The 25657-nt window shown below is 69.4% G+C and carries 21 protein-coding genes; 13 read left to right on the forward strand and 8 right to left on the reverse strand.

Annotated features, from left to right (window positions below; all coding sequences use genetic code 11):
- Nucleotides 1-21: 21 nt before the first annotated feature.
- Entirely contained in the window at nt 22-951 is a 930-nt protein-coding gene (gene cysK, locus INT51_RS20360; protein WP_193107244.1) for a cysteine synthase A, read from the reverse strand.
- A 289-nt stretch (nt 952-1240) separates the two neighbouring features.
- Here cysK and INT51_RS20365 point away from each other — a divergent pair, with 289 nt between their 5' ends.
- Entirely contained in the window at nt 1241-2836 is a 1596-nt protein-coding gene (locus INT51_RS20365; protein WP_193107245.1) for a DUF5129 domain-containing protein, read from the forward strand.
- Nucleotides 2837-2964: 128 nt separating this feature from the next.
- Here INT51_RS20365 and trpS read toward each other — a convergent pair whose 3' ends face one another.
- Nucleotides 2965-4041 (reverse strand): tryptophan--tRNA ligase, encoded by a 1077-nt coding sequence (trpS, locus tag INT51_RS20370; protein WP_193107246.1) that lies wholly within the window; start codon nt 4039-4041, stop codon nt 2965-2967.
- Between the two features lie 27 nt (nt 4042-4068).
- Nucleotides 4069-5079 carry a LacI family DNA-binding transcriptional regulator gene (locus tag INT51_RS20375; protein WP_193107247.1) on the reverse strand — a complete coding sequence of 337 codons (1011 nt, stop codon included), beginning with the start codon at nt 5077-5079 and terminating at the stop codon, nt 4069-4071.
- Nucleotides 5080-5247: 168 nt separating this feature from the next.
- On the opposite strand from INT51_RS20375, the gene INT51_RS20380 reads away from it, so the two are divergent.
- The 10 genes from INT51_RS20380 to INT51_RS20425 all read left to right on the forward strand — a co-directional run bounded on the left by INT51_RS20380 (nt 5248) and on the right by INT51_RS20425 (nt 19268).
- Nucleotides 5248-6540: an extracellular solute-binding protein gene (locus INT51_RS20380; protein ID WP_193107248.1), complete on the forward strand. Its 1293-nt coding sequence runs from the start codon at nt 5248-5250 to the stop codon at nt 6538-6540.
- 170 nt (nt 6541-6710) lie between these two features.
- Nucleotides 6711-8291, forward strand: a complete 1581-nt coding sequence (locus INT51_RS20385) for an ABC transporter permease subunit (RefSeq protein ID WP_193107249.1) — start codon at nt 6711-6713, stop codon at nt 8289-8291.
- Nucleotides 8292-8304: 13 nt separating this feature from the next.
- Nucleotides 8305-9225, forward strand: a complete 921-nt coding sequence (locus tag INT51_RS20390) for a sugar ABC transporter permease (protein ID WP_193107250.1) — start codon at nt 8305-8307, stop codon at nt 9223-9225.
- Nucleotides 9226-9235: 10 nt separating this feature from the next.
- Nucleotides 9236-11287 (forward strand): glycoside hydrolase family 13 protein, encoded by a 2052-nt coding sequence (locus tag INT51_RS20395; protein ID WP_193107251.1) that lies wholly within the window; start codon nt 9236-9238, stop codon nt 11285-11287.
- Nucleotides 11288-11399: 112 nt separating this feature from the next.
- Complete coding sequence (locus tag INT51_RS20400) at nt 11400-13115, forward strand: glycoside hydrolase family 13 protein (protein ID WP_193107252.1); 1716 nt, start codon at nt 11400-11402, stop codon at nt 13113-13115.
- A 70-nt stretch (nt 13116-13185) separates the two neighbouring features.
- Entirely contained in the window at nt 13186-14445 is a 1260-nt protein-coding gene (locus INT51_RS20405; RefSeq protein WP_193107253.1) for a carboxylate--amine ligase, read from the forward strand.
- A gap of 22 nt (nt 14446-14467) precedes the next feature.
- Nucleotides 14468-15745: a carboxylate--amine ligase gene (locus INT51_RS20410; protein WP_193107254.1), complete on the forward strand. Its 1278-nt coding sequence runs from the start codon at nt 14468-14470 to the stop codon at nt 15743-15745.
- Nucleotides 15746-16007: 262 nt separating this feature from the next.
- Nucleotides 16008-17258: a glycosyltransferase family 4 protein gene (locus tag INT51_RS20415; protein ID WP_304502273.1), complete on the forward strand. Its 1251-nt coding sequence runs from the start codon at nt 16008-16010 to the stop codon at nt 17256-17258.
- Nucleotides 17255-17998 carry a TVP38/TMEM64 family protein gene (locus INT51_RS20420; protein WP_193107255.1) on the forward strand — a complete coding sequence of 248 codons (744 nt, stop codon included), beginning with the start codon at nt 17255-17257 and terminating at the stop codon, nt 17996-17998. Before INT51_RS20415 ends, INT51_RS20420 begins: the two co-directional genes overlap by 4 nt.
- Nucleotides 17999-18011: 13 nt before the next feature.
- Entirely contained in the window at nt 18012-19268 is a 1257-nt protein-coding gene (locus INT51_RS20425; protein WP_193107256.1) for a glycosyltransferase, read from the forward strand.
- Here INT51_RS20425 and INT51_RS20430 read toward each other — a convergent pair.
- From INT51_RS20430 to dnaK, 4 genes are all read right to left on the reverse strand, one after another.
- Nucleotides 19186-19623, reverse strand: a complete 438-nt coding sequence (locus tag INT51_RS20430) for a heat shock protein transcriptional repressor HspR (protein ID WP_193107257.1) — start codon at nt 19621-19623, stop codon at nt 19186-19188. The genes INT51_RS20425 and INT51_RS20430 overlap by 83 nt on opposite strands.
- Nucleotides 19624-19723: 100 nt before the next feature.
- A complete protein-coding gene (locus tag INT51_RS20435) occupies nt 19724-20740 on the reverse strand; it encodes a DnaJ C-terminal domain-containing protein (protein ID WP_193107258.1) in 1017 nt (338 codons plus the stop codon).
- Between the two features lie 127 nt (nt 20741-20867).
- Nucleotides 20868-21551 (reverse strand): nucleotide exchange factor GrpE, encoded by a 684-nt coding sequence (locus tag INT51_RS20440; protein ID WP_193107259.1) that lies wholly within the window; start codon nt 21549-21551, stop codon nt 20868-20870.
- A complete protein-coding gene (gene dnaK, locus INT51_RS20445) occupies nt 21551-23425 on the reverse strand; it encodes a molecular chaperone DnaK (RefSeq protein ID WP_193107260.1) in 1875 nt (624 codons plus the stop codon). The genes INT51_RS20440 and dnaK overlap by 1 nt, the downstream gene beginning before the upstream one ends.
- A 195-nt stretch (nt 23426-23620) precedes the next feature.
- Between dnaK and INT51_RS20450 the strand changes: the two genes are divergently transcribed.
- On the forward strand, nt 23621-24217 hold the full coding sequence (locus tag INT51_RS20450) for a 2'-5' RNA ligase family protein (RefSeq protein WP_304502274.1): 597 nt from the start codon (nt 23621-23623) through the stop codon (nt 24215-24217).
- Nucleotides 24218-24226: 9 nt separating this feature from the next.
- On the opposite strand, the gene INT51_RS20455 is transcribed toward INT51_RS20450, so the two are convergent.
- Nucleotides 24227-25115 (reverse strand): IS5 family transposase gene (locus INT51_RS20455; protein ID WP_226985995.1). Its coding sequence is split into 2 segments (ribosomal slippage): nt 24227-24763 and nt 24765-25115, totalling 888 coding nucleotides; the frame shifts between segments, so codons are not numbered across the junction.
- A gap of 188 nt (nt 25116-25303) precedes the next feature.
- Between INT51_RS20455 and INT51_RS22875 the strand changes: the two genes are divergently transcribed.
- On the forward strand, nt 25304-25651 hold the full coding sequence (locus INT51_RS22875) for a phosphotransferase (protein ID WP_370540844.1): 348 nt from the start codon (nt 25304-25306) through the stop codon (nt 25649-25651).
- Nucleotides 25652-25657: the final 6 nt, after the last annotated feature.

Consider the following 25657-nt stretch of genomic DNA (forward strand, 5'->3'; position numbering starts at 1 on the left):
CGCTGCGAGATTCCGAGGTGCTCAATCCGCGTACTCGGCGAACAGCGGGGTGGAGAGGTAGCGCTCGCCGAAGTCCGGCACGATCACCACGATCGTCTTCCCGGCGAACTCCTCGCGGGCACCGATGCGCGCGGCGGCCTCGATCGCGGCGCCGGAGGAGATGCCGACCAGGAGACCCTCGGTGCGAGCCACGTTGCGAGCACGCTCCATCGAGGTCTCGGCGTCGATGTCGACGACCTCGTCGTAGACCTCGCGGTCCAGCACGCTGGGCACGAAGTTCGCGCCGAGGCCCTGGATCTTGTGGGGGCCGGGAGCACCGCCGTTGAGGATCGCGGACTCCTGCGGCTCGACGGCGAAGACCTTCACCTCACCCTTGCGCTCCTTGAGGACCTGTCCCACACCGGAGATCGTGCCACCGGTGCCGATGCCGGAGACCAGCGCGTCGACCGAGCCCTCGGTGTCCTTCCAGATCTCCTCGGCGGTGGTGCGACGGTGCACCTCGAGGTTCGCGGGGTTGTCGAACTGCTTGACCTGGACCGCGCCGTTCTCGGCGGCGATCTCCTCGGCCTTCTCCACGGCACCCTTCATGCCCTTGGCCGCCTCGGTGAGCACCAGCTCGGCGCCGAAGGCGCGCAGCAGCATTCGCCGCTCCTTGGACATCGACTCGGGCATCGTGAGGATGACCTTGTATCCGCGGGAGCTGCCCACCATCGCGAGCGCGATGCCGGTGTTGCCGCTCGTCGCCTCGACGATGGTGCCGCCGGCCTGGAGCTCGCCGGACTTCTCCGCGGCATCGATCATGGCCGCGCCGATGCGGTCCTTGACCGAGTTGGCGGGGTTGTAGAACTCGAGCTTGGCCAGCACGGTGGCCTTCACGTCGTCGCCCAGGTGGTTGAGCTTCACCAGCGGCGTGCCGCCGATCAGTTCGGAGATGTTCTCGTAGACAGCCATGTGTTCCTCCTCGGTGGACGGGTCACGCGCGACATAACCCAAAGGTGCGCTTGGACAGAGCATAACTGGGCAGAGCATCGCGATGCTGGGACGCCCGACATCTGCGGACATCCTGCGGGATCCTCCGGGACCTCCCGGACCCACGGACCGCTGCGCTGCTCCCTACGGATCCCCTCGGCTCGCCTCGACACGGTGCCGACTCGCGCTCTCCCAAGGTCCCACCGTTCCGACACGCGCGCATCGACCAAGGTCGACGAGCTCGCGAGCTCGCCCCCTCTAGTCTCGCCCCATGCCTTTCTCGACCGCCGTCCCCGCCGCCGCCACGCCGGACCGTTCGACATCGCCGCTGACCGCGCTCGCAGCCTTCGCCCTCGTCGCGCTGCTGTCACTGCTCGTGCTGCTTCCCGCCCCAGCGATCGCCGAGACCCCGCGCTCCGTCTCCGTCACGGACACCGACACCACGGGCACCGTCGATCCCGAGATCCTCGAGGGCCGGCTCGCGGAGGTCGACTTCCGCCGCGAGGTGGATCTCGCGGTGCTGGTCCTCGACGTGACGGACTACGGCTTCGAGGAGTCCCAGGACACAGCGCTGAACGATGCCGTGCTCGCCCACGCGCGGGACGCGGCCCCCGAGCTGCTCGCGCCGGACGGCGACCACTGGGCCGACGGCACGGTGATCATCGCCCTGGATCCCGAGAACCGTTTCGTGGGCACCTACGCCGGGGAGGACGTGAAGCTCGATGACGACGGCTTCGAGGCCGTGCAGGACGCGATGCGTGATGACGCGGCCGACGGCGACTGGGAGGGCTCGCTCCAGGCAGGGGTCGACAAGTACGCCGACCTGCTGGATCGCCCCTGGTGGCAGCACCCCGCGACGCTCGTGGTCGGTCTCGTCGCCCTCGGCGGCGCCGCCGTCACCGCCCTGTCGTTCATCGGCCTGCGCCGCGCGGCGCGCCGTCGCGTCGACGAGTCCCTCCCCCGCCTCGAGGACGTCCTGGCCAGACGTCGGCTGACCGATGCGGCGGCGCGCTCGCTCCCCGCCGAGTCCGTCTACGCGCAGGCGGCGCTCGCCGACCATGAGACGTACAGCACGAAGATCGACGAGGCGACGCAGCTGCGCACGCAGCTCCCGACGCCGCAGGAACGCAGCTGGGCGTGGGGCCTTAAGGGTCCCGAGCGCACGCTGTCCCGGGACTTCGAGAACGTCGTGGTCTATCTCGACGACATCGACGACGACATCATCGGCACGAACGATCTGCTCCACCGCCTCGGCGACTGGCGTGCGGCCTGGGAGCGTGAGCTGGCCCCGCTGCAGGACTCGATCGACTCGATCGACTCCGCGCTGGAGGACGGGGAGGACGTCTCCCCCGAGGAGGCCGCCGCCGCGGCCGACCTGCGCGAGATGGGCGGAGACGTCGCCCAGGAGATGCAGACGCTGACCTCGCAGCTCGAGGCGGATCAGATCGACCCCGACAGCGCCCTGCGTCGTCTGGACACCCTCACCACGGAGCTGTCCGCGGCGGTCGCCGCACTGCAACGACTGCGGATCTCGCATCTCGCCGCCGACGACGAGGAGGCCGAGGTGATGCGGGACGCCTCCTGGGACGCCGACCTGGAGCACGAGGAGCAGGGCTACCGCTCCGTGCGGGGACGTCGCCATGCGCTGAACGCGGCGGCCTCCGGCGGCTCGGGCGGCTCGAGCGGCTCGAGCGGCTCGGGCGGCTTCTGGCACCTCAGCCCGCTGCTGTGGTACTCCACCTGGCACGCCGAGGCCGACAGCGACCTGGAGGCCCACCGGAATCCGTCGAGCTCGGGCGGCAGCACCTCGGGCTACTCGGCGAGCTCGGGCGGCTTCTCCGGAGCGGGCAGCTCGAGCCGGTTCTGAGCTGTTCCGGCCGGTCCTGAGCTGCTCCGGCCGGTCCCGATCAGGCGCTCAGGCGCTCAGGCGCTCAGGCGCTCAGGCGCTCAGGCGCTCAGGCGCTCAGGCGCTCAGGCGCTCAGGCGCTCAGGCGCTCAGTACACCATCCCCATGACCTCACGCACGCGGGCGAGGGTCTTCTCGGCGACCTCGTTGGCCCGCTCGTTGCCGGCGCGGAGCACGGAGAAGAGGTGCTCGGGATCCTGCTCGAGCTCACGGCGGCGGGCACGGATCGGCGCGAGGTGCTCGTTGAGCACGTCGGCGGTCATGATCTTGAGGGTGCCGGACCCCTTGTCGCCGATCTCCTCGGCGAGCTCCTCCGGCGTGCGCCCCACGCACTGCGAGGCGATGGTCAGCAGGTTCGCGACCTCCGGGCGGTTCTCGGGATCGTAGGTGATCACGCGCTCGGAGTCCGTCTTGGCCTTCTTGATCTTCTTGACGGTCTCGGCCTCGTCCATCCGCAGCATCACGGTGTTCCCGCGGGACTTGCTCATCTTGTGCTCGCCGTCCAGGCCCAGGATCGTGGGCGCCTCGGAGAGCAGGGCGTCGGGCTCCGTGAAGACCTGCTCACCGCCGGCATAGCGTTCGTTGAAACGACGGGCGATGACGCGGGTCTGCTCGATGTGAGGCAGCTGGTCACGACCCACGGGCACCACGTTGCCGCCGCAGAACAGGATGTCCGCGGCCTGGTGGACGGGATAGGTCAGCAGCAGGCCGCCCATGGCGGACTTGCCGGCCGCGGCGAGCTCCGCCTTCACGGTCGGGTTGCGCTCGAGCTCCGGCTGGGTGACCAGCGACAGGAACGGCAGCATCAGCTGGTTCAGGGCCGGGACGGCGGAGTGCGCGAAGAACGTCGAGCGCTCCGGGTCCAGGCCGATGGCGAGGTAATCGGTCAGCAGCTCGCGCACGGACCCCTTGATGTCACCCACGACGTCGCGATCGGTGATCACCTGGTAGTCGGCGACCAGCACCCAGGACTCGACTCCGAGGTCCTGCAGCCGCACCCGGTTGCGCAGGGAGCCGAAGTAATGGCCGATATGCAGGGCCCCGGTGGGACGGTCGCCGGTGAGCATGCGCAGACCCGAAGGATCCTTCTCGATCCTGGACCAGAGCGCGTCGCTGCGTCGCTGGGAGGTGTCATAGCTGCTGGGGGCGAGGGTCTCATCGTTCACCCCACCATGCTAGCGGCCTGTGCGCCCTCACCCCGCAGAGCCCTCCGGCGCGGCCGCGGTGGACCCGCGCACGATCAGCTGGGGCCGCACGACGACCTCGGTCCGTGCGGGTCGACGGGACTCTTCGCCGCCGCCGAGCGCAGCGCGCACGGCGGCGCGGGCGATGGAGTTCACCGCCTGGCGGACCGTGGTCAGGGGCGGATCCGTGAGCCCGGCCCAGAACACGTCGTCGTAGCCGACCACGGAGATGTCCTCCGGCACGGACAGACCCTGTGAGCGCACACCCTCGAGCGCCCCGGCGGCCATCACGTCGGATCCGCAGACGATGGCGGTGACGTCGTGGGCGATGAGGTCGCGCGCGGCCTCATACCCGCCGGCGTAGGAGAAGTCGGTGAAGGAGACCGGCCACTCCCCCTCGAGCGACGAGGCAGCGACCTCCTCGAAGACTCCGAGCTTGGACCGCACCGGCCAGGTGTGCTCATCGCCCACGGCGAGTCCGATCCGACGATGCCCGAGGTCCTGCAGATGGGTGAGGGTCAGCCGCATCGCATGCTCGTCGTCCGTCGAGAGGAACGCGGCATCGAGATCGTCCCGCACCCCGTTGATGAGCACGAGCGGAGTACCGGCCGCCGTGATCTCGCGGTAGTGCTCGATCGGGCCGCGCTGCTGCGCATGATGCCCGGAGACGACGATGATCGCGTCGACATCGCTGTGCAAGAGCCTCTGCAAGATCTCTCGCTCGCGTTCCACGGTGCGGGCTCGCAGACCCACCAGAGTGGACGCCCCACGCTCGAACAGCTCGGCCTCGAGCCGCTCCGCCCAGGCGGCGAACACCTGGTTGTCGAGGTCCGGCACGAGCACACCGACCAGTGGGCCCGAGGAGAGCGCACGTGGACCCAGGTCGCGGCCCAGCTGTCGCGCCGCCTCCAGGACCGTGCTGCGCGTGGCCCCGTTGACCCCTGCTTTGCCGTTGAGCACGCGGGAGACCGTCGCCTCGCTGACCCCGGCGCTCCGGGCGATGTCGATGAGTCGTGTCATGCCACACATCCTTCCAGAGGGTGGGCGAGGGCGGCGCCGCCGGCCGTGGCCGAATCGATACCTGCAAGTTCTTGCGCATTCTTGCACAGGAGGGGCTTCCTGCTCTACTGTTGCCCCATCGAGCACCGCCATCGAACGCCGGTCGCTCCACGATTCAAAGGAGAAGACGTGCAGATCCGTCGACAGAGTTTCCTCGCCCTCAGCGGCGTCGCCGCCGGCACCGCCCTGCTCGCCGCCTGCGGCGGCGGGGACGAGACCGGCGGAGGCGGTGCCAGCGACGCCGGCGGCGCCTCGGATGCCGGTGGCGCCGAGGAAGGCGCGGCCCCCGCTCGAGCCGACGCCGACCTCGTGATCTGGACCGACGAGGAGAAGGCCGTCTCCCTGGAGGAGCCCGCCGCCGCGTGGGGCGAGGCCAACGGCCTCACCGTCGCGGTGCAGATCGTCGCCGACGATCTGCAGGGCAACTTCGTCACCGCGAACCAGGCGGGCAACGGCCCCGACATGATCCTCGCGGCCCACGACTGGATCGGGAACCTGGTGCAGAACGGCTCCATCTCCCCCGTGCAGCTGCCGGGCAACGCGACCGAGGACATCGCTCCCATCGGGATCGAGGCCGTGACCTACGACGGCCAGACCTACGGCGTTCCCTACGCGGTGGAGACCCTGGTGCTGTTCGCCAACAAGGCGCTCACCGATGCTCCCGAGCCGAAGACCGTCGAGGAGATGGTCGAGGCGGCCACGGCCGGTGGCGCCGACAACGTGCTCGCGCTCCCCGTCGGCGAGCAGGGCGACGCCTACCACATGGAGGCCTTCTACACCTCCGCGGGCGGTTACCTCTTCGGCAAGGACTCCGAAGGCAACCTCGATCCCTCCGACGTGGGCGTGGGCCAGGAGGGCTCGATCACCGCCGGCGAGAAGCTCAAGGAGCTCGGTGAGAGCGGCGTGCTGTCCACATCCATCACCGGCGACAACGCGATCTCCCTGTTCACCGACGGCAAGGCGGCCTACCTGGTCTCCGGGCCCTGGGCGCTCGAGGACATCCGCACCGCGGAGATCGACTATGCGATGAGTGCCGTCCCCGGCTTCGAGGGCCTGGATCCGGCGGTCCCCTTCGCCGGTGTCAACGCCTTCTACGTCGCCGCCGGCGGCAAGAACCCGGCGTTCGCGCAGCAGTTCGCCACCGCTGTGGCCTCCTCCCCGGACATCGTCGAGCAGATGTTCCCCAAGAACGAGCTGCCGCCGGTGAGCCTCGAGCTGCAGAAGAAGCTCGCCGAGGACTTTCCCGAGATCGTGAAGATCGCGGAGCTCGCCGCCGACGGCGACCCGATGCCCGCCATCCCGGAGATGGCCGCCATCTGGCAGCCGCTGGGCCAGGCGCAGGCGAACATCGTCGGCGGCGCGGATCCGGAGTCCACGATGGTCTCCGCAGGCGAGGAGATCACCGGCCAGATCAGCGGCTGATCCCGACACCCTCGGGCGGGGTCGGCGCGCACGCGCCGCACCCCGCCCGCGCGCTGCCCCTCCCAGCGCATCTGCACGTCCGTGCACGTCCCTGCCCGGCGCAGCCGGGCCCGCCGCGGCCTCGTGCCCGGCCCTCTCCCCCGCCCTGATCCCCGAAAGGCAGCGTCGCCATGTCCTCCACCCACGCGCCTGCGCACCGAGAGCGCACCACCACGATCCCCGCGATCGTGGTGCGTGTGCTGTTCCTCGGTGCCGTGCTCGCCGTGGCCGCCTTCACCGTGCCGCTCATGATCGAGCTGAAGCAGTGGATGTGGCTGACCGTCATGGTCCTGGCCACGGTCGCGATCTTCGTCCTGTACTCGACGAAGCGCTTCGTGCCCGGCAAGTACCTCTTCCCGGGCACCTTCTTCCTCGTGGTCTTCCTGATCACCCCGATCATCCTCACGATCGGGTACTCCTTCACGAACTTCGGTGACGGCACGCGCGGCACGAAGGAGCAGGCGGTCGACTCGATCGTCGCGAACTCCGTGCAGCAGACCGAGGACTCCACCTGGTACAACCTGGCCGTCGCCACTCAGGGAGACCCGGTCGAGGGTCCCTTCACCCTCTTCCTCGTGGACCCCGAGACCGGCACGGTCTATCGGGGCGACGAGACGGCGCCGGTGCAGGAGATCTCCGCCGATGAGGTCACGGTGACCTCCGGCTTCGTCACCGAGGCCGAGGGCTACACGATCCTCGACGCCCGCGAGGTGAACGCCGCCTATGATGCGCTGCAGGCTTTCGCCGTCCCGATCTCGGACACCTCCGCGGTGCGGGTCCAGGGCGCGAACCAGGCCTTCGAGGGCACCACGATGCTCAGCTATGACGACGCCACCGACACGCTCACCGACTCCCTGACCGGCGACGAGTTCACCGTCGGGAAGGTCGGGGACACCGAGTACTTCGTGGACGCGGACGGCAAGCGCGCCTTCAGCCAGTCCTGGCTGCAGAGCGTCGGGGCGAGCAACTACGAGCGCCTGTTCACCGACGCGGGCATCGCGAAGCAGTTCGGCGCGGCCTTCGTGTGGACCCTGGTCTTCGCCCTCGGCTCGGTGCTGCTGACCTTCGTGGTGGGCTTCGCCCTCGCCCTGGTGCTCAACGACGAGCGGATGCGCGGCCGCCGCCTCTACCGCTCCGTGCTTCTGATGCCCTACGCGGTCCCCGGCTTCATCTCCCTGCTGGTGTGGTCGAACTTCTACAACCGTGACTTCGGCCTGATCAACGAGACGCTGGGCCTGAACCTGGACTGGATGGGCGACCCCACGCTCGCCAAGGCCGCCGTGCTGCTGACGAACCTGTGGATGGGCTTCCCCTATATGTTCATCGTCTCCACCGGCGCCCTGCAGGCGATCCCGAACGACGTCACGGAGGCCGCCCGGATGGACGGTGCCAGCCGGCTGCAGACCACGCTCAAGGTGGTGACCCCGCTGCTCATGGTGGCGGTGGCCCCGCTGCTGGTGGCGTCCTTCGCCTTCAACTTCAACAACTTCAACGCCATCCAGCTGCTCACCGAGGGCGGTCCGTTCCTCCCGGGCGAATACACCCGCGGCGGGACCGACATCCTGATCTCGATGATCTACCGCATCGCCTTCGGCGGATCCGGGGCCGACTTCGGCTTCGCCTCGGCGGTCTCCGTCGCCCTGTTCGCGCTCACCGGCGTGCTCGCGGCGATCCAGTTCCGGTTCACCAACGTCCTCGAAGACGTCAACTGAGAGGAGACCTGCGATGAGCACCTCCACCACGCCCCGTATCCCCACCGCGCCCCTCGCCCCGGTCGCCATCCCGCGCCGGATGTCCCCGCGCCGCTGGATGGCCGAGATCGGCTGGCGCCATCTGGTCGGCCTCGCAGCCATGGCCTTCGCCGTCTTCCCGATCCTGTTCGTGGTCTCCGCCTCGCTGAACCCGCTGGGGACCGTGTCCTCCTCGGGGCTGCTGCCCAAGGCGTTCAGCCTGGTCCACTACGAGGCGCTGATCAGCGGATCCCGCGGACCGTTCCTGCAGTGGTACCTCAACACCCTCATCGTCTGCGGCGTCGTCGCCGTGACCCAGGTGTTCCTGTCCACGCTCGCGGCCTATGTGTTCAGCCGCTTCCGCTTCGCCGGCCGTCGGATCGGGCTGCTGTCCCTGCTGCTGGTGATGATGTTCCCGGCCATCCTCGCGATGATCGCCGTGTACACCATGATCTCCGACCTCGGGCAGGTCATCCCCGTGCTGGGCCTGAACTCTCTGCCGGGCTACATCGTGGTGCTCCTCGGCGGCTCGCTGGGACAGGTCTGGCTGATCAAGGGATTCTTCGACACGGTGCCCAAGGAGCTCGACGAGGCGGCGATCATCGACGGCTGCAGCCACTGGCAGGTCTTCACGAAGATCCTGCTGCCCACGCTCACCCCGATCCTCGCCACCACGGTGCTGCTCGCCCTGGTCGGCGTGCTCAGCGAGTTCCTGCTCGGCTCGATCTTCCTGACCGCCGACGACAAGAAGACGCTCGCGGTGGGCCTGTACGGGCTGCTCCAGGGCGACCGGTCGAACAACCTGGGCGTCTTCGCCGCCGGGTCCGTGATGATCATGATCCCGGTGATCATCCTGTACCAGTTCCTCCAGCGCTACATCGTCGGCGGCTCCACCGCCGGCGCCGTGAAGGGCTGATCCCGCCTCCATGACTGCTCCTGTGAATGCCGCTGCGTCTGCCGCTCGCACCGCCGCGCTGACCACCGCCCTGCCTGCGCCCGTCGACGCCTCGGGGGTGCCGCTGCTCGAACAGCCCCACCACGACAGCGGTCCGCTCCACGTCCCGGCCCGGCCCCGCCGGATCGGGGACGCGGTCCTGCTGCGGGTGTGGGTGCCGGACTCCTATCCGGCCGACGTCCTCGCCCTGCGCACGGTGGTCGATGGAGAGATCCGCACCGCCCGGCTCACCCTCGCCGCCTGCGAGGCGGCCGGGGCCTGGTGGGAGACGACGCTGAGCGTCTCGAACCCCGTCGTGGGCTACCGCTTCTGCGTGCTCGCCGCGGACGGCGCCGTGACCGCGACGGGCGCTCCGGTCCCCGCCTATGCCTGGCTCACCGCGGCCGGGCTGATCCCCTGGGACGTGTCCGATGCGACCGACTTCCGGCTCGTGGTCCATGAGGCCGCCCCGGACTGGGTGGACGATGCGATCGTCTACCAGGTCTTCCCCGACCGCTTCTCCCGCAGCGCGAGGACGCCGCTGGATGACCTCGGCCGTCCCGCCCCGCAGGAGCTCCCTCAGTGGGCGATCCCGATGGCCTGGGAGGACGAACCCGCGACGCAGGGGATCATCACCGGGCAGCAGTTCTACGGTGGCGACCTGGACGGGGTGATCGACCGGCTGGACCACATCGCGTCCCTCGGCGCGGACACCGTCTATCTCACCCCCGTGTTCCCGGCCGGGTCGGTGCACCGCTACGACGCCTCGACCTTCGACGCCGTGGATCCCCTGCTGGGAGGCGACGAGGCCCTGGTACGGCTCTCCGGCGCTCTCCACGCCCGCGGGATGCGACTCGTGCTGGATCTGACCACGAACCACACCGGCGACACCCACGAGTGGTTCCGCGCCGCCCAGGCCGATCCTGACTCCCCCGAGGCGGGCTTCTACCTCTTCGACGAGCATCCTGATCGATACGTCTGCTGGCTCGATGTGCCGACCCTGCCCAAGCTCGACCAGCGCGGCGCCGTGCTCCGTGAGCGGCTCACCCGCGGCGCAGGCAGCGTCGTCGGCCGGTACCTCGCCGGCCCCGTCCTCGCCGACGGCTGGCGGATCGACGTGGCGAACATGACCGGCCGCCATGGCGCGGTGGACCTCACCCACGAGGTGGCGCAGGAGATCCGCTCCACCCAGCGCGAGGTCTCCGCCGAGACCGGCCGGGACACCTGGCTGATCGCCGAGCACGGCCATGACGCCACCGGTGATCTCGCCGGGGACGGCTGGCACGGAACCATGAACTACGCGGGCTTCACCCGTCCCCTGTGGGCGTGGCTCGCCGACCCGGGCAGCGACCTCAACTGGCTCGGCCTCCCCATGACGCTGCCCCGGCTGAGCGGCACCGTCATCTCCCGCACCCTGCGCGACTACAACGCGCAGATGTCCTGGGAGGCGCGCACCCATTCCCAGAACCAGCTGTCCAGCCATGACACGCCCCGCACCCGCACGGTCGTCGGCTCCCGGGGCCGGCAGCTGACGGCGATCGCCGCCCTGGCCACGCTGCCCGGAGTGCCGACCGTGTTCGCGGGGGACGAGCTCGGGGCCGTCGGCACCAACGGCGAGCACTCCCGCACGCCGATGCCGTGGCCCGCGATCGAGGAGGCCGACGGCGAGCGCATCGACCTCGCGATCCTCGCGGCGACCCGCGCCCTGCTGGGCCTGCGCCGGCGGGAAGTGGCCCTGCGCCGCGGTGGTCTGCGATGGTTGTCCATCGGCCCTGACGCCCTCGTGTTCGCCCGGACCCACCCGGAGGGGGAGGTGATCGTGCATCTCGCTCGGGACGCCCATGCGGAGCTCACGCTGGACCTCGCGGCCCTGCCGGGCTTCCCCGCGGGGTCCGCGGAACCTCCGGCGTCCGTCGAGGTCCTCCATCAGGAGGGCGGCGCCCGGGCCCGCCGGCTGGGGCGCTCGCTCGAGCTCTCGGCCGCCCATGCCGGGGCGACCTTGATCAAGGTCGTCCGCACCGCCTCTGACGTCCCCTCGCCCTGAACCCGACCGCCCCTCGACCCCGCCGCAGCCCACCCGGGAGCGCCTGCACCTGCAGCGCCCGGCCGGAGCACGGCATCCGACCCACCAGCACAGCACCCTCGGAAGGACCTGCATGACCTCCCCGATCTCGACCCCCGCGCCCAGCACGACCACGCACGCGCACACCCGCACGGCCGATGAGGCGGCATCCCAGCAGTGGTGGCGCGACGCCGTGGTCTACCAGGTGTACCCCCGCTCCTTCGCCGACGCGGACGGCGACGGCATGGGCGACCTCCCCGGAGTCACCGCGCACCTGCCCTACCTGCGCGACCTCGGCGTCGACGCGATCTGGCTCTCGCCCTTCTACACCTCCCCGCAGCACGACGGCGGCTATGACGTCGCCGACTACACCGACGTCGACCCCCGCTTCGGGTCCCTGGCCGACGCCGACGAGATGATCGCGCGCGCCCACGAGCTGGGGCTGAAGGTCGTCGTCGACATCGTGCCCAACCACTCCTCGAGCGACCATGTGCTGTTCCAGCAGGCGCTGGCCGCCGCCCCCGGCTCCCCGGAGCGGGATATGTACATGTTCGCCGAGGGCCGGGGCGAGAACGGCGAGCTGCCGCCGAACAACTGGACCTCGATCTTCCACGGCCCGGCCTGGACCCGGATCACCGAGGCGGACGGCGCCCCCGGGCAGTGGTACCTGCACATCTTCGACACCAGCCAGCCGGACTGGAACTGGGAGAACCCGCGGGTGCACGCGCTGTTCCAGGACGTGCTGCGCTTCTGGTTGGACCGCGGGGCCGACGGCTTCCGGGTCGACGTCGCCCACGGCATGGTCAAGCCCGAGGGCCTGCCGGATGCGACCGTGAACGCCGACGGGCTGCTCGACATCCCCGAAGGCGAGGTGCCGATCTACTTCGACAATGACGGCGTGCTGGACATCTATCGGCAGTGGCGACCCATCCTGGACGCGTACGAGGGCGATCGGATGATGGTGCTCGAGGCATGGATCCCCGAGCACCGGCTGCCGCTGTACATCGGCCGCGAGGAAGCGCACCAGTCCTTCAACTTCGGATTCCTCCAGGCCCGCTGGGGCGTGGACACCATGCGGGCAGCGATCGAGGAGCCCCTGGCCCTGGCCGACGCCGTCGGCGCACCCACCACCTGGGTGCTCTCCAATCACGACGTGGTGCGCCACGCCTCCCGCTACGGTTTCCCCCCGGATCACCGCTTCGGCGAGGGCCTGCGCCGCGATGAGGTGCCCGACGCCGAGCTGGGTCTGCGCCGGGCGCGCGCCGCGACCCTGCTGATGCTGTCCCTGCCCGGCGCCGCCTACCTGTACCAGGGTGAGGAGCTCGGACTGCCGGAGGTTCGCGAGATCCCCGACGAGCTGCGCGAGGATCCCTCCCATCTGCGCGCCGGAGTCCCTGGCCGCGACGGGTGCCGGGTCCCCCTGCCGTGGCAGCAGGACGCGCCGGCCTTCGGCTTCTCCCGCACCGGGAAGAGCTGGCTGCCCCAACCTGCCGAGTTCGGCGCGCTCGCGGCCGATGCCCAGGAGGGAGTGGAGGGGTCGACCCTGGAGATGTATCGCACCGCCCTGCGGCTGCGGCGGGAGCTGGGGCTGGGGCGCCCCGAGGAGCCCGTCACCTTCGAACCCGGCCTGCCCGACGGCGTGCTCGGCGTGAGGCGCGGCGATCTGACCGTCCTGGTGAACACCTCCGAGACGGACGTCTCCCTGCCGGCCGGTCACCGCCTGGCCGGCGCCGAGGAGCTCGTGAGCTCCTCGGCCGCGGCCACCGGCACCCTCCCGGCCGACGGCGCCCTCTGGTTGCGCGACGTCTGACCGGTCACGGTCGATCGCGGCGTCCCCGTGGCGCCGCGATCGTCCGGCCCGTCGCCGCTAGGATCACGGCATGCCCTCGCCCTCCTCGCCGGCCGATCCCGGGTTCGACGTCGTCGTGCTCGGGGCCGGACTGAATTCCCTGAACCTCACCATCGCCTTCCACCAGCAGTACGGGATGCGGGCCACCACTGTCGTGCGGGTCCCGGTGGCCATGAACGAGCACTCCGTGACCACCGATCTGGAGGTCCTCGGCGCCGACGCGAGCGACGAGGACATGCGCGACGCGCTGCTCGAGCTGGCCGCCCGGCGCCCGACGGGTCGCCCGGCGCTGCTGCTGACCAATGCGGATTCGCTGATCGAGTTCATCGACCGCTTCCGCGAGGAGCTCGAGGAGCACTACCTCCTGGCCCAGGTGGACGGCCGGCTTCTGGCCCGCCTCGCCGACAAGGCCGAGTTCGCCGAGATCTGCCAGGAGCTCGGCATCGGCACTGTGCCCACGGTGATCGTCGACTTCTCCCGGACTCACGAGAGCGACTGGAACGGCGCCGACGAGCTGCCGTGGACCTACCCCGTCGTCGGCAAGGCCGCCAACACCGCCGAATACCACCACGTGCAGTTCCCCGGGAAGAAGAAGGTGTTCTTCCTGGAGTCCGCGCAGCAGCAGCAGGACCTCGTGCGCCGGTTGCGGGAATCCGGCTTCACGGGGCGCTTCCTGTTCCAGGAGCTGATCGAGGGCGACGACACCGCCGAGCGGTCGATCACCGCCTACCGCTCCAGCCGCGGGAAGGTCACCCTGCTGTGCGCGGCCCAGGTGCTGCTGGGCGAGCACACCCCCGACGCCCTGGGCCGCCCCGCCGCGATGGTCACCGGTGATTTCCCCACGCTCACCGCCGCCGCCGAACGGTTCCTCGACGCGGTGGACTACGTGGGCTTCGCGAACTTCGATGTGAAGATCGACCCGCGCACCGGCCGCGAGGCCTTCTTCGAGATCAACCCGCGCATCGGCCGCAACAACTACTACGTCACCGCCACCGGTGAATCGGTGGCCCGCCACGTCGTCGAGGACCGCATCCACGGCCGGGACCTCGACCAGGTCGTGGTCACCGCCCCGATCCTGTACTCGATCCTGCCGGTGCGCCTGGTGCTGCGCTACCTGCGGGACCCGGCGCTGCACGCACGGATCCGGCGCGTGGCGCGCACCTCGCTGCGCAATCCGTTCCGGTACGGTCCTGAAGGTCTGTGGATGCGGGCGTACTCCGTCGTCTCCGGGCTGAACTTCGTCCGCAAGTACCGCGCTGTCTACCCGCGCCCCACCGACACCGGCTTCTGATCCTGGGAAGGACCCTGCCCTGATGCCCGATACCCCCGCCCACCCCTTCGCTGCTGCTCCCACCCCCGGGGTCGATCTGGTGCTGCTGGGCGGTGACATCGGGATCTACGCACTCGCGCGCGCCTTCCACGAGCGCTACGGGACGATCGCCACGGTGGTGACGCGCAAGGTCGCCGGTCCCGTCGCGGATTCGCAGATCCTGCGCACGGTCGAGCTCGGCATGGCCGCGACCGAGGACGAGATGATCCAGGCGCTGCTGAAGGTCGGCGCCGACAAGGCGTCCCGCCCCGGCGGCACCCGTCCGGTGCTGCTGGCCAACGCGGACTTCCTGGTGGCTCTGCTGGCCGCGCACCGCGAGCAGCTCGGCGAGCTCTTCCATCTCCCGCTGCTGGATGACGATGTGCTCCGGGCCGTCGCCGATAAGGCGACCTTCTCCGAGACCTGCCTCGAGATCGGAGTGCCCACCCCGCGCACCGTCGTCCTGGACTTCGCCGGCGGCGACGCCCCCGAGGTGCCCGATCTCGAGCACTTGGGCTGGCCGCTGGTCGCGAAGGCCTCGCGCTCCTCGGCGTACAACGCGGTCTCCTTCCCCGGAAAGCGCAAGGTCTTCGAGATCGCGGACCGCGCGCAGCTGGTGGACCTGGTGGAGCGGTTGACGACGGCCGGCTACCGGGACCGCTTCGTGGTCCAGGAGATGATCCCGGGCGACGACACCTCGATGCTGTCGGTGACCGCGTACGTGGACACTGCCGGGAAGGTCACGCTGCTGGGCGGCGCGCAGGTGCTGCTGGAGGAGCACACCCCCGGGGCGCTGGGCAATCCTGCGGCGATGTTCACCACCGATCTGCCCGAGGTGTTCGAGCAGTCCGTGCTCTTCCTCGAGCACACCGGGTACCGCGGCTACGCGAACTTCGATGTGAAGATCGACCCGCGCGACGGCGTGGCGAAATTCTTCGAGGTCAACCCCCGTATCGGGCGCAACAACTACTACATGACCGCGGCCGGTGCCAATGTCGCCGATCCCGTGGTCGCGGACTTCATCGAGGACCGTGAGCTGACCCGCATGGTGCCGCGCGAGGAGATCCTCTACTCGATCGTGCCGTGGATGCTGCTGCGCCGCTACATCATCGACCCGGACCTTCGTGCCCGGGTGCAGGAGATCGGTCGCCGGCGCACCGTGCACCCCCTGTCCTACGAGGTCGAGGGCGCCAAGCGCCGCGCCTATGTCATCGCCGCGACGATCAACCAGGTCAAGAAGTTCCTGCAGCACTATCCGCGCCCGTCGGCCGACGGCTTCTGAGCCGGGAGGGGTCTCTCGAGGCGGGCCCCACCAGCACGCGTTCCCTGCTCCCTATCAGGTAAATCCCTGAAACACTAGGGGGAAACACTCCGCGACAGGTCGGGCGCGCCCCGTCGTGCCTGTTGAGCGGCGGTCGTAGGCTCAAAACATGAGCAACACGAGGACCCACAGTGAGCGGGCGGGGAAAAGATCAGACCGTAGTCTGACCCCGTTCATCCGCTCGGAGGACGCCGATGGCGTCACCGGGTGCGAGGCTCGAGGGGTGAACGTGATTCCGATGCGCCCCGCCGAACGGACCTCCGCCGAGCAGCGCCCACTGCGGGTGCTGCTGACCACCGACTGGTGGGAACCGGTCGTCAACGGCGTCGTGGCCTCCGTCGCGACCCTGCGCCGTGAGCTCATCGCACTGGGCTGCGATGTCCGCGTGCTCACGCTCTCCCAGGGGATCCGCACCCGCAGCGAGCCGGGCGTCTACCGCATCGGCTCGGTCTCCGCGGCGATGCTCTACGACCGTGCCCGGATCGGCATGCCGGCCAGTCGGCGCGTGCTGCGCGAGATCCTGGACTGGCGGCCGGATGTCATCCATTCCCAGTGCGAATTCTCCACCCACGTCTGGGCCCGCCGGATCGCTCGCACCCTGGCGGTGCCGCTGGTGCACACGTACCACACGATCTACGAGGACTACACGCACTACTACTCCCCGAGCCGCACCGTCGGCAGGAAGGTGGTCGCGACCTTCTCCCGCCGGGTGCTCGAGGGCACCGACGCGGTCGTCGTGCCGACCACCAAGGTCGCGAACCTGCTCACCGGGTACGGAGTGCGCCGGCCCCTCCATGTCATCCCCACCGGATTGGACCTGCAGCGGTTCCGCCCTTCCCGGTCGCCGGCCGAGCGGGCCGACGTCGCCGCCCTGCGGGCGAGCCTCGACATCACCCCGGACCAGAAGGTCCTGATATCCGTGTCCCGCCTGGCCAAGGAGAAGAACCTCGACGAGGTGCTCGACCAGGTCGCAGCCGCGGATCGGGAGGACACAGTGCTGGTGCTGGTCGGTGACGGCCCGTACCGCGAGGAGCTCGAGGCCCGTACCCGGGCCCTCGGCATCGCCGACCGCGTCCGTTTCGCCGGCGTCGTCGACCCTGCGGAGGTGCAGCGCTGGTACCGCATCGGCGACGTGTTCGTCAGCGCCTCCCGCAGCGAGACGCAGGGCTTGACCTTCATCGAGGCCCTTGCGAGCGGGCTGCCGCTGCTGTGCCGCCGGGATCCCTCGCTCGACGGCGTCGTCGTCGACGGCCGCACCGGGTGGCAGATCGAGACCCCCGACGAGTTCACCGACCAGCTCGGGGCGCTGCTGGACGACTCCGCGCGGCGCGCCGAGATGTCACAGGCCGCCGTCGATCACGCCGCAGCGACCTGCGGATCACCCCAGTTCGGCAAGGCAGTGCTGGACGTGTACCAGCAGGCGCGCCTGCGCCGCACCCCGCGGATCATCTCGCGACTGGCAGTGCCCGCATGAGCACCACCACTCAGCCGGTGCCCGTCCAGACCCTGCCGCTGCGCCCCTCGAGCTCCACGCTCGAGCACACCGGCCTCCACGGCGGCCCCCGACCTGTTCGACCGGAGTCCCCGGCCCGTCGGGCGGAAGCGCCGGTCGTCCCCGCTGTTCGTGCTCCCCGCGATCCGGTGCGCATGGCAGCCCAGCTGTCCCCCTTGCTGGGCCTGGCGATCAGCATCGGCCTGGTGTGGTGGGGCCTGGAGACCGGCGTCCTGCAGTCGCTCGCGAACCTGCAGGCCTTCATCGATTCCCTGGGTGCCTGGGGGCCGTTCGCCTTCCTGATCGTCTCCACCGCCTCGGTGATCTTCCCGATCGTGCCCGGCGGTCTGCTGGTCATCGCCGGCCCGGTCCTGTTCGGGGCCGTCGACGGCACGATCTACAACTACGTCGCCGTGTGCAGCGGCTCGTTGCTGAACTTCCTGATCGCCCGCCACGTCGGCCTCGCCCTGATCGAGCGGATCTTCCGCCCCAGAACGGTGGAGAAGTTCCTGGGCTGGACCCGGAACTCCCATTTCTCCCGTGCCTTCGCCGTGGCGATCGCCCTGCCCGTCGCGCCCGACGACCTGCTGTGCTACATCGCCGGAACCACGCGCATGCGCTGGCGCACGTACGTCCTGATCATTCTGCTGTGCAAGCCCTGGGCCCTGATCGCGTACGGACTCGGCGTCAGCGCCATCGTGCTGCGATTCCTGCCCTGGTGAACGAAGGACCATCATGCTCATGAAGACCCGCGCCGTACGGCGCCCCCGCCGACCCTGGGACCGGGCCGCACGCCGGCTCGATCGCGCGGTGCACACCGTCCTGCCCGGCCGTCATCCGCGCCGGGACGTCGGCCCCCGAGAACCGCTGCGGGTGCTGATGCCCCGTGGGCTCGCCGGGCTCGCGCAGGAATCGGGCATCGGCGCGGCGATCCGTCATCAGGAGTCCGCGGTGCGTTCGCTGGGGCACCGGGTGGTCACCAATCCGCTGCGACCCTTCGACGTGGTGCATCTGAACACGCCGTTCCCCGACACCCCGCTGCTGGCGCGCTGGGCACGACTGTGGCGCAGGCCGGTCCTGGTGTGGGCGCATTCCACGGAGGACGACTTCCGGGACTCCTTCCCCGGCTCAAACCGCCTCGCTCCCGTGTTCCGTCGCTGGATCGCCCATCTGTACCGGCTCGGCGACGCCGTGGTCACCCCCAGTGAGTATTCACGCGAACTGGTCTCGGCGCCCAAGTACGGGATCTCCCGGCGCATCCACGTGCTCTCCAACGGGGTGGACACCTCGTTCTTCCGCCCCGATCCCGGTGCTCGCCCGCGACTTCGGGAGTCCCTGGGGATCGACGCGGACTCCACAGTCGTCCTCAGCGTGGGGATGCAGCTCGTGCGCAAGGGCATCCTGGACTGGGTGGAGGTCGCCCGACGCATGCCTGAGGTGACCTTCGTCTGGTACGGCCGCACCGACTCGCGTCTGCTGACCGCCGACGTCCAGCGCGCTCTGGCCACTGCCCCTGCGAACGCTCTGTTCCCGGGATACATCTCCGCCGAGATGCTCCGCGAGGCCTACTGCGGAGCGGACGCCTTCTGCTTCCTCACCCAGGAGGAGACCGAGGGGATCGTGCTCTGGGAGGCCCTGGCCTGCGAGGTGCCGGCTCTGGTGCGAGCGATTCCGCTGTACCGGGACCGGATGCCCGACGGCGTGCTCACGCACCAGGTCGCCGGCGCCGGCCCCGGGTTCGCGGCGGATGTCGTGACCCGGCTCTCGGCCCTGCTCGCAGGTGACCTGGAGGATCTCACCGCTGCCGGGCGGCTCGCCGCCGAGGATGTGGACCTCGACCAGGTCGCACAGCGGCTGCAGGAGATCTATCGGCTCACCGGGGTCCAGCCGCACCGGCGCTCGCGCCGGCTCACCGCCGGCGCTGGGGGCGCCACAGCACGAGCGCTCCCCCGCCGCGACGTTGAGGGCGCTCGCCCCGACGCAGAGCGCTGATCTCCCCGTCCCGGTCCGCGGAGAACACGCGCCGCTGAGCCGGGGTCATGGACTCGAGGCTCTCGCGCACGTTCTCGAGCTGGTCGGAGAGGACGGCGACCTCATCCTGCAGCTCGAAGATCCGCTTGATACCGGCGAGGTTGATGCCGTGATCCTGGGAGAGCCGCTGGATCTCCCGGAGCCTCGCCACATCACGGGCGCTGTAACGCCGGCCCCGGCCGCGGGTGCGCTGCGGGGAGACGAGCCCGATCCGGTCGTACTGGCGCAGAGTCTGCGGATGCATCCCGGAGAGCTCCGCTGCCACGGAGATCACGTACGCGGGAGCGCGCTCGTCGAAGCGATACGGGGATGCCATACCGAGCGCTCCTTCCTGCAGACGCTGCTCACCCTGCGGGCGTTGCTGACCTTTCCGGTTCTGCCGTTCCTACTGTGCCACTGCGCGGGCGCCCCCGCGCTCAGCCGGCCGCGGCCTCGGCGAGTCCGTCGCGCGGATCCTCCTCGGCCAGGGCCTCGCGCAGGTCCTCGACTGCCTGCTTCGCGGCGCCCTCGACATGGGTGGGAACCGCGACCTGCACGGTGACCAGGAGGTCACCGGTGGTCTTCTTCGTGGTCAGGCCCTTGCCGCGCACGCGCAGGGTTCGGCCCGACGGCGTGCCGGGCGGGACCTTCACGCTCACGGAGCCGCCGTCCAGCAGCGGCACCGGGACGGTACACCCGAGCACGGCCTCGTCGAAGGACACCGGGACGGTCAGGCGCAGGTTCGCGCCGTCGCTGGTCCACACGGGATGCTCGTCGACGTCGAGGGTCAGCAGCAGGTCGCCGGCGGGCGCCGAGCCCTGTCCGGGGCGGCCCTTGCCGCGCAGGCGGATCTTCTGCCCGTCGTGCACGCCGGCGGGGATGCGGGTGGTGAGGCCACGACCGTCGACGGTCAGGCGGATCTCGGTGCCGAGCGCCGCGTCCCGGAAACTGATACGGGTGCGCGCGGAGATATCGGAGCCCTTCGCGGGGGCGCGGCCGCCCCCGTTGCTCTGGAAGCCGGCAGGGCCTGCTCCGCCCTGGCCGCCGAACATGCGCATGATGTCGTCGAGGTCAGGATTGCCCGCGCCGCCGGGCCCGCCGCGACCGGGCGCTGGCCCGGGGAAGCCGCCGCCCTGGCCGCCGAACATGGAGGAGAAGACGTCCTCGAAGCCGGCACCGCCGGCGCCGCCCTGGCCCGCGGCGAAGCGTGCCCCGCCGGAGCCCATCGCCCGGATCGCGTCGTACTGCTTGCGCTGCTCCTCGTCGTTGAGCACCGAGTACGCCTCACCGATCTCCTTGAACCGCTCCTCGGCCTTGCGGTCACCGGGGTGGTGATCGGGGTGGTACTTCCGGGCCTGGGTGCGGTAGGCCTTCTTGATCTCCGGCGCGCTCGCGTCCTTCGAGACGCCGAGGACCGCGTAGAAGTCCTTGTCGAGCCAGTCCTGTGAGGACATGAGCGTCTCCTTCCGGGAGCGTCAGGTTCTTCGTCGTGTGTTCTGGGAGTGGACGGTCGTGGGGCCTGCCGGCCGGTTCTCGGCCAGCAGGCCCCACGCCGCCGTCTGGGTGTTGTCGGTCAGCCGATCAGGCCGGGCCGCGGGTCCCGACCCGTGCCGGGCGCAGCACCCGATCGTTGACCGCATATCCCGGCTGGATGACCAGCGAGATGGTCGCGGTCGCGACATCGTCCGCGTCCTCGTGCATGAGCGCCTCGTGGATGTTCGGATCGAACTCCTCGCCGACGGCGGCGAACCGCTTCAGCCCATGCGAGCTGAGGACCTCTTCGAGCTTCTGGGCGATCGAGTGGAACGGGGTTCCCTCGGCGATGTCGCCGTGCTGGCGGCCCAGTTCGACGTCGTCCAGGACCCCGATCAGCGAGGCGAGGACGCGACCGACCGCTGCCTGAGTGTTGACCTCGGCCGCGGACTCGATGCGCCGACGCGAGTTGACGTACTCCGCCTGCTCGCGCTTGAGCTGCTCGGAGAGCTCGGTGACCTTGCCCTCCAGCTCGGCGACCCGCCCGGCGTCCGCCGGAGCGGAGCCGCCGGCCCCGTCCTCGGCCTGTGCCGCCTGCTCATAGAGCTTCGCGGCCTCGGCATCGATGGGATCGACGGGCTCGGCAGAGCCCTGGCCCTCGCTCGCCGGGGTACCCCCAGAGGGACGGACACTGCCGTCCTCCGGGTTCACCCTGCGCTTGTCGGTGAAGGAGAACCCGGGCTCTTCCTCAGGTCCCGGTGCGTCGTCCGGAGTGCTCTGACCCTCGGACATCACTTCTTCTCCTCGTCCTCATCCACGACCTCGGCGTCGACCACGTCGTCATCATCCGACGATGCGCTCGCGTCTGCCGCCGCCTCGCCATCCGTGCCCTCAGCACCCTCAGCGCCCTCGGCCTGCGAGTAGATCGCGGTGCCGACGGCCTGCAGGGCCTCGTTCAGGGTGTCGCGCTTGGCCTCGAGATCCTCCGTGGAGGCATCCTCCTTGGCCAGCTCCTCCTTGGACTCCTTGATGGCGTCCTCGGCCTTGGTGCGGTCCGCGTCCTGGATCTTGTCCGCGTTGTCCTTGAGCAGCTTCTCGCCCTGGTAGACGAGCTGCTCGAGGGTGTTGCGGGCGTCGGCGTTCTTGCGACGCTCCTCGTCCTCGGTCGCGTGGGCCTCGGCATCCTTCACCATGCGGTCGATGTCCTCATCGGACAGCGCGGAACCGCCGGTGATCTGGATCGACTGCTCGTTGCCGGTGCCGCGGTCCTTGGCGGTGACGTGGACGATGCCGTTGGAGTCGATGTCGAAGGTGACCTCGACCTGCGGGATGCCGCGCGGGGCCGGCGCGATGCCGGTCAGCTCGAAGGTGCCCAGCAGCTTGTTGTCCCGGGTGAACTGGCGCTCGCCCTGGAACACCTGGATCGCCACGGAGGGCTGGTTGTCCTCTGCGGTGGAGAACACCTCGGAGGTCTTGGTGGGGATGGCCGCGTTGCGCTCGATGAGCTTGGTCATCACGCCGCCCTTGGTCTCGATGCCGAGGGAGAGCGGGGTGACGTCCATGAGCAGGACGTCCTTGCGCTCGCCCTTGATGACGGCTGCCTGCAGCGCGGCGCCCACGGCGACGACCTCATCGGGGTTGACGCTCTTGTTGGGCTCCTTGCCGCCGGTCAGGGCCTTGACGACCTCGGTGACGGACGGCATGCGGGTCGAGCCGCCCACCATCACGACGTGGTCGATCTCCGAGACGGAGATGCCGGCGTCCTTGATGACCTGGTGGAACGGAGCCTTGGTGCGCTCGAGCAGATCCGAGGTCATGTCCTCGAACTGGGCCCGGGTGAGCTTCTCGTCCAGGTGCAGCGGGCCGTTCTCCGTCATCGACAGGTACTGCAGCGAGATGGTGGTGGAGGTCGAGGAGGACAGCTCCTTCTTCGCCTGCTCGGCAGCCTCCTTGAGGCGCTGCAGGGCGATGCGGTCCTTGGAGAGGTCCACCCCGTCCTTGTTCTTGACCTGAGTGGTCAGCCAGTCGACGAGCTTCTGGTCCCAGTCGTCGCCGCCGAGGCGGTTGTCACCGGCGGTGGCCTGGACCTGGATGGTCGAACCTTCGTCGTCCTTGCTCACCTCGAGCAGGGAGACGTCGAAGGTGCCGCCGCCGAGGTCGAAGACCAGGATCTGCTCGTCGTTCTTGCCCTTCTCCAGGCCGTAGGCGAGAGCCGCGGCGGTGGGCTCGTTGATGATGCGCAGCACGTTGAGGCCGGCGATGGTGCCGGCGTCCTTCGTGGCCTGGCGCTCGGAGTCGCTGAAGTACGCAGGGACGGTGATGACCGCATCGGTCACGGCCTCGCCCAGGTAGGACTCAGCATCCTTCTTGAGCTTGCCGAGGACGCGGGCCGAGATCTCCTGCGCGGTGTACTTCTTCTCGTCGAGCTCCTGGCTCCAGTCGGTGCCCATGTGGCGCTTGACGGAGGAGATGGTGCGATCGACGTTGGTGACTGCCTGACGCTTGGCGACCTCGCCGACGAGGACCTCGCCCTGCTTGGAGAAGGCCACGACCGACGGGGTGGTACGGGAACCCTCGGCATTCGCGATGACCGTGGGCTGACCGCCTTCGAGGACGGCGACGGCGGAGTTTGTGGTACCGAGGTCGATTCCGACGACACGGGACATGGGTGCCTGCCTTTCTGCGGCGGATGCGCCGCAACGGGTTCATGCGCTGCCGACCACTGCGGCCGACGGCAAAACTTGAGCTGTACGCACTCAAGTAGAAAACCCGTCGCGATCGTTGTCAATCTAGAGGGTCCGAACTTGAGTACACCTCACTCAACCTTGGCCGGGCCAGGTTCATTCCCGCCATGGCATGCTGTGACGGACGACACGGTTGTTGCAGGTTCTCGCGCCACTTGGCCAGTTCTCATTTTCTTGGCCAGCGCGTGTCAGGTTTCTCGCCGACTTGTCAGGCGTGCCGGCACAATGGTGGGCGTGGCGCACACTGTCATCCAGGTCCCGGTACCAGAGCTTGAGTCGATCACTCAACGCCTCGAGCGCCCGCCCGTGTGCCCGCACATCACGTTGCTCGGGCCGTTCGTCGATCGGCGCGACGTCAACGAGGACCTCGTCGACACCCTCCGCGACCTGCTAGCACAGGTTCGAGCCTTCGACTTTAAACTCTCCACGATGGGCCGCTTCGGCAGCGAGCTCACCTACCTGGCACCGGAGCCAGCCGGTCACTTCGTCCGACTCACGCACATGCTCGCCGCCACCTTCCCGAAGTGGCCTCCGTACGACGGGGCGTTCGACGAGATCGTCCCTCACCTTTCGATCGGTGCAGGCCTCACCAGCGCCGACGAAGAGGGTGTCCGGGAGTCGCTTCCAATCAGCTCGACAGCAGACGAGGTGACGCTCACCTGGTGGTCGGAGGACGCTGCCGAGGAGCTTGTGCGCTTTCCCCTGCACCTCTAGGGCATGTCTCTAAAGCAGGTGGTTGAGCCACTGGATCGTGGCTCTCAGGACTGTTCCTGCGCGGTAGGTCAGGGCGAGTTTGTCGTAGCGGGTGGCCAGTCCGCGCCACTGCTTGACGTCGCTGTAGCCGCGTTCGATGACGTTGCGGCCGCGGTAGGCCTCGGCGTCCAGCCCGACTGGACGGCCGCCGTGTGAGCCCCGGTTGCGGCGGTGCTTCTGCTGGTCACGCGGCTCTGGGATCACGCACTTGATCCCGCGACGACGGAGGGTGGAACGGGTGGCGCGGGAGGAGTAGGCCTTGTCGCCGCGCAGCATGTCCGGTCGGGTGCGGGGACGGCCGGGACCAGGACGGTCCACCGAGAGGGCGTCCAGTAGCGGGCCGAACATCGGTGAATCGCCGCCCTGGCCGGGGCCACAGAGGATCACCAGCGGCAGGCCGTGGCCGTCGACGAGCTGGTGGATCTTGGTCGAGAGCCCGCCGCGAGAGCGGCCCAGCGCGTGATCCGCCGGCTCAGCGCGGAGATTCTTGTGGTTCCACAGTGCCCCCTGTGGTGCGCTCGAGGTTCGTGCCGTGCTGGTGAGCGCGGCAGATCGTGGAGTCGACCGCGACTGACCAGTCCAGCTTCCCCTCGTCGTCGGCGCGCACCAGGAGAGCGTCGAGGACCTGATCCCAGACACCGTCCTCGGCCCAGGCACGGTGCCGCTTCCACACTGTTTGCCAGGGCCCGAAATCCTCGGGGAGGTCTCGCCAGGCGATCCCGCAGCGGTAGCGATAGATGATTCCCTCGACGACCTGCCGGTGATCCCGCCTCGGACGCCCTGACCAGGGTTGTTGGGCAGGTAGCAGCGGCTGGATCGTTTCCCACTGGGCGTCGGACAACACGCTTCGTCGGCTCATCTATCCAGAATCACGCACAAGCGGGCACGAGCTTAGGAGACACGCTCTAGGTCAGTACAGGAACTCGCGGCGCCGCCCGCGGGCGAGAAAACGCGTGGACTGGAAGAAACCGACCTAGGCATACTCGAGTGGGTGCTGCCCACTCGGCCCGTGAGCAGAGAGAAAGCATCGCCGTCGAGGGAGCCTGCATGCCTGACATCACCGCTGATCTGGTCACCGAACTCATCGCCCGCCACGTGCCTGCGCTTGCGGGATTGCCAGTGACGCCTGTGGCGCGCCAGGGCTGGGACAACCGCACCTTCCGGATCCAGGACACCCACTGCGCGCGCCTACCGAGCGCCGACGGCTACTCCGCGGGGGTCGAGAAAGAGGACCACGTGCTCCCCATCCTCGCGCCACACCTGCCAGTAGCAATTCCCGATGTGGTGACTTCAGTTCCCCCCTCAGCCGATTTTGGACGCCCGTGGACCGTGCGCCGGTGGCTAAGTGTGATGTCCAGGGAGGTTGTCCCGCCGCGAGGCGGTGAGTCGAGATGACAAGGG

The organism is Brachybacterium sp. FME24 (assembly GCF_014897705.1).
Lineage (GTDB): Bacteria > Actinomycetota > Actinomycetes > Actinomycetales > Dermabacteraceae > Brachybacterium.

Bases quoted from the DNA above. Each gene is read 5' to 3' on its own strand.
- cysK (WP_193107244.1), bottom strand. From the start codon at position 951: ATGGCTGTCTACGAGAACATCTCCGAACTGATCGGCGGCACGCCGCTG.
- INT51_RS20365 (WP_193107245.1), top strand. From the start codon at position 1,241: ATGCCTTTCTCGACCGCCGTCCCCGCCGCCGCCACGCCGGACCGTTCG.
- INT51_RS20375 (WP_193107247.1), bottom strand. From the start codon at position 5,079: ATGACACGACTCATCGACATCGCCCGGAGCGCCGGGGTCAGCGAGGCG.
- INT51_RS20385 (WP_193107249.1), top strand. From the start codon at position 6,711: ATGTCCTCCACCCACGCGCCTGCGCACCGAGAGCGCACCACCACGATC.
- INT51_RS20390 (WP_193107250.1), top strand. From the start codon at position 8,305: ATGAGCACCTCCACCACGCCCCGTATCCCCACCGCGCCCCTCGCCCCG.
- INT51_RS20395 (WP_193107251.1), top strand. From the start codon at position 9,236: ATGACTGCTCCTGTGAATGCCGCTGCGTCTGCCGCTCGCACCGCCGCG.
- INT51_RS20400 (WP_193107252.1), top strand. From the start codon at position 11,400: ATGACCTCCCCGATCTCGACCCCCGCGCCCAGCACGACCACGCACGCG.
- INT51_RS20405 (WP_193107253.1), top strand. From the start codon at position 13,186: ATGCCCTCGCCCTCCTCGCCGGCCGATCCCGGGTTCGACGTCGTCGTG.
- INT51_RS20410 (WP_193107254.1), top strand. From the start codon at position 14,468: ATGCCCGATACCCCCGCCCACCCCTTCGCTGCTGCTCCCACCCCCGGG.
- INT51_RS20420 (WP_193107255.1), top strand. From the start codon at position 17,255: ATGAGCACCACCACTCAGCCGGTGCCCGTCCAGACCCTGCCGCTGCGC.
- INT51_RS20425 (WP_193107256.1), top strand. From the start codon at position 18,012: ATGCTCATGAAGACCCGCGCCGTACGGCGCCCCCGCCGACCCTGGGAC.
- INT51_RS20430 (WP_193107257.1), bottom strand. From the start codon at position 19,623: ATGGCATCCCCGTATCGCTTCGACGAGCGCGCTCCCGCGTACGTGATC.
- INT51_RS20435 (WP_193107258.1), bottom strand. From the start codon at position 20,740: ATGTCCTCACAGGACTGGCTCGACAAGGACTTCTACGCGGTCCTCGGC.
- INT51_RS20440 (WP_193107259.1), bottom strand. From the start codon at position 21,551: ATGTCCGAGGGTCAGAGCACTCCGGACGACGCACCGGGACCTGAGGAA.
- dnaK (WP_193107260.1), bottom strand. From the start codon at position 23,425: ATGTCCCGTGTCGTCGGAATCGACCTCGGTACCACAAACTCCGCCGTC.
- INT51_RS22875 (WP_370540844.1), top strand. From the start codon at position 25,304: ATGCCTGACATCACCGCTGATCTGGTCACCGAACTCATCGCCCGCCAC.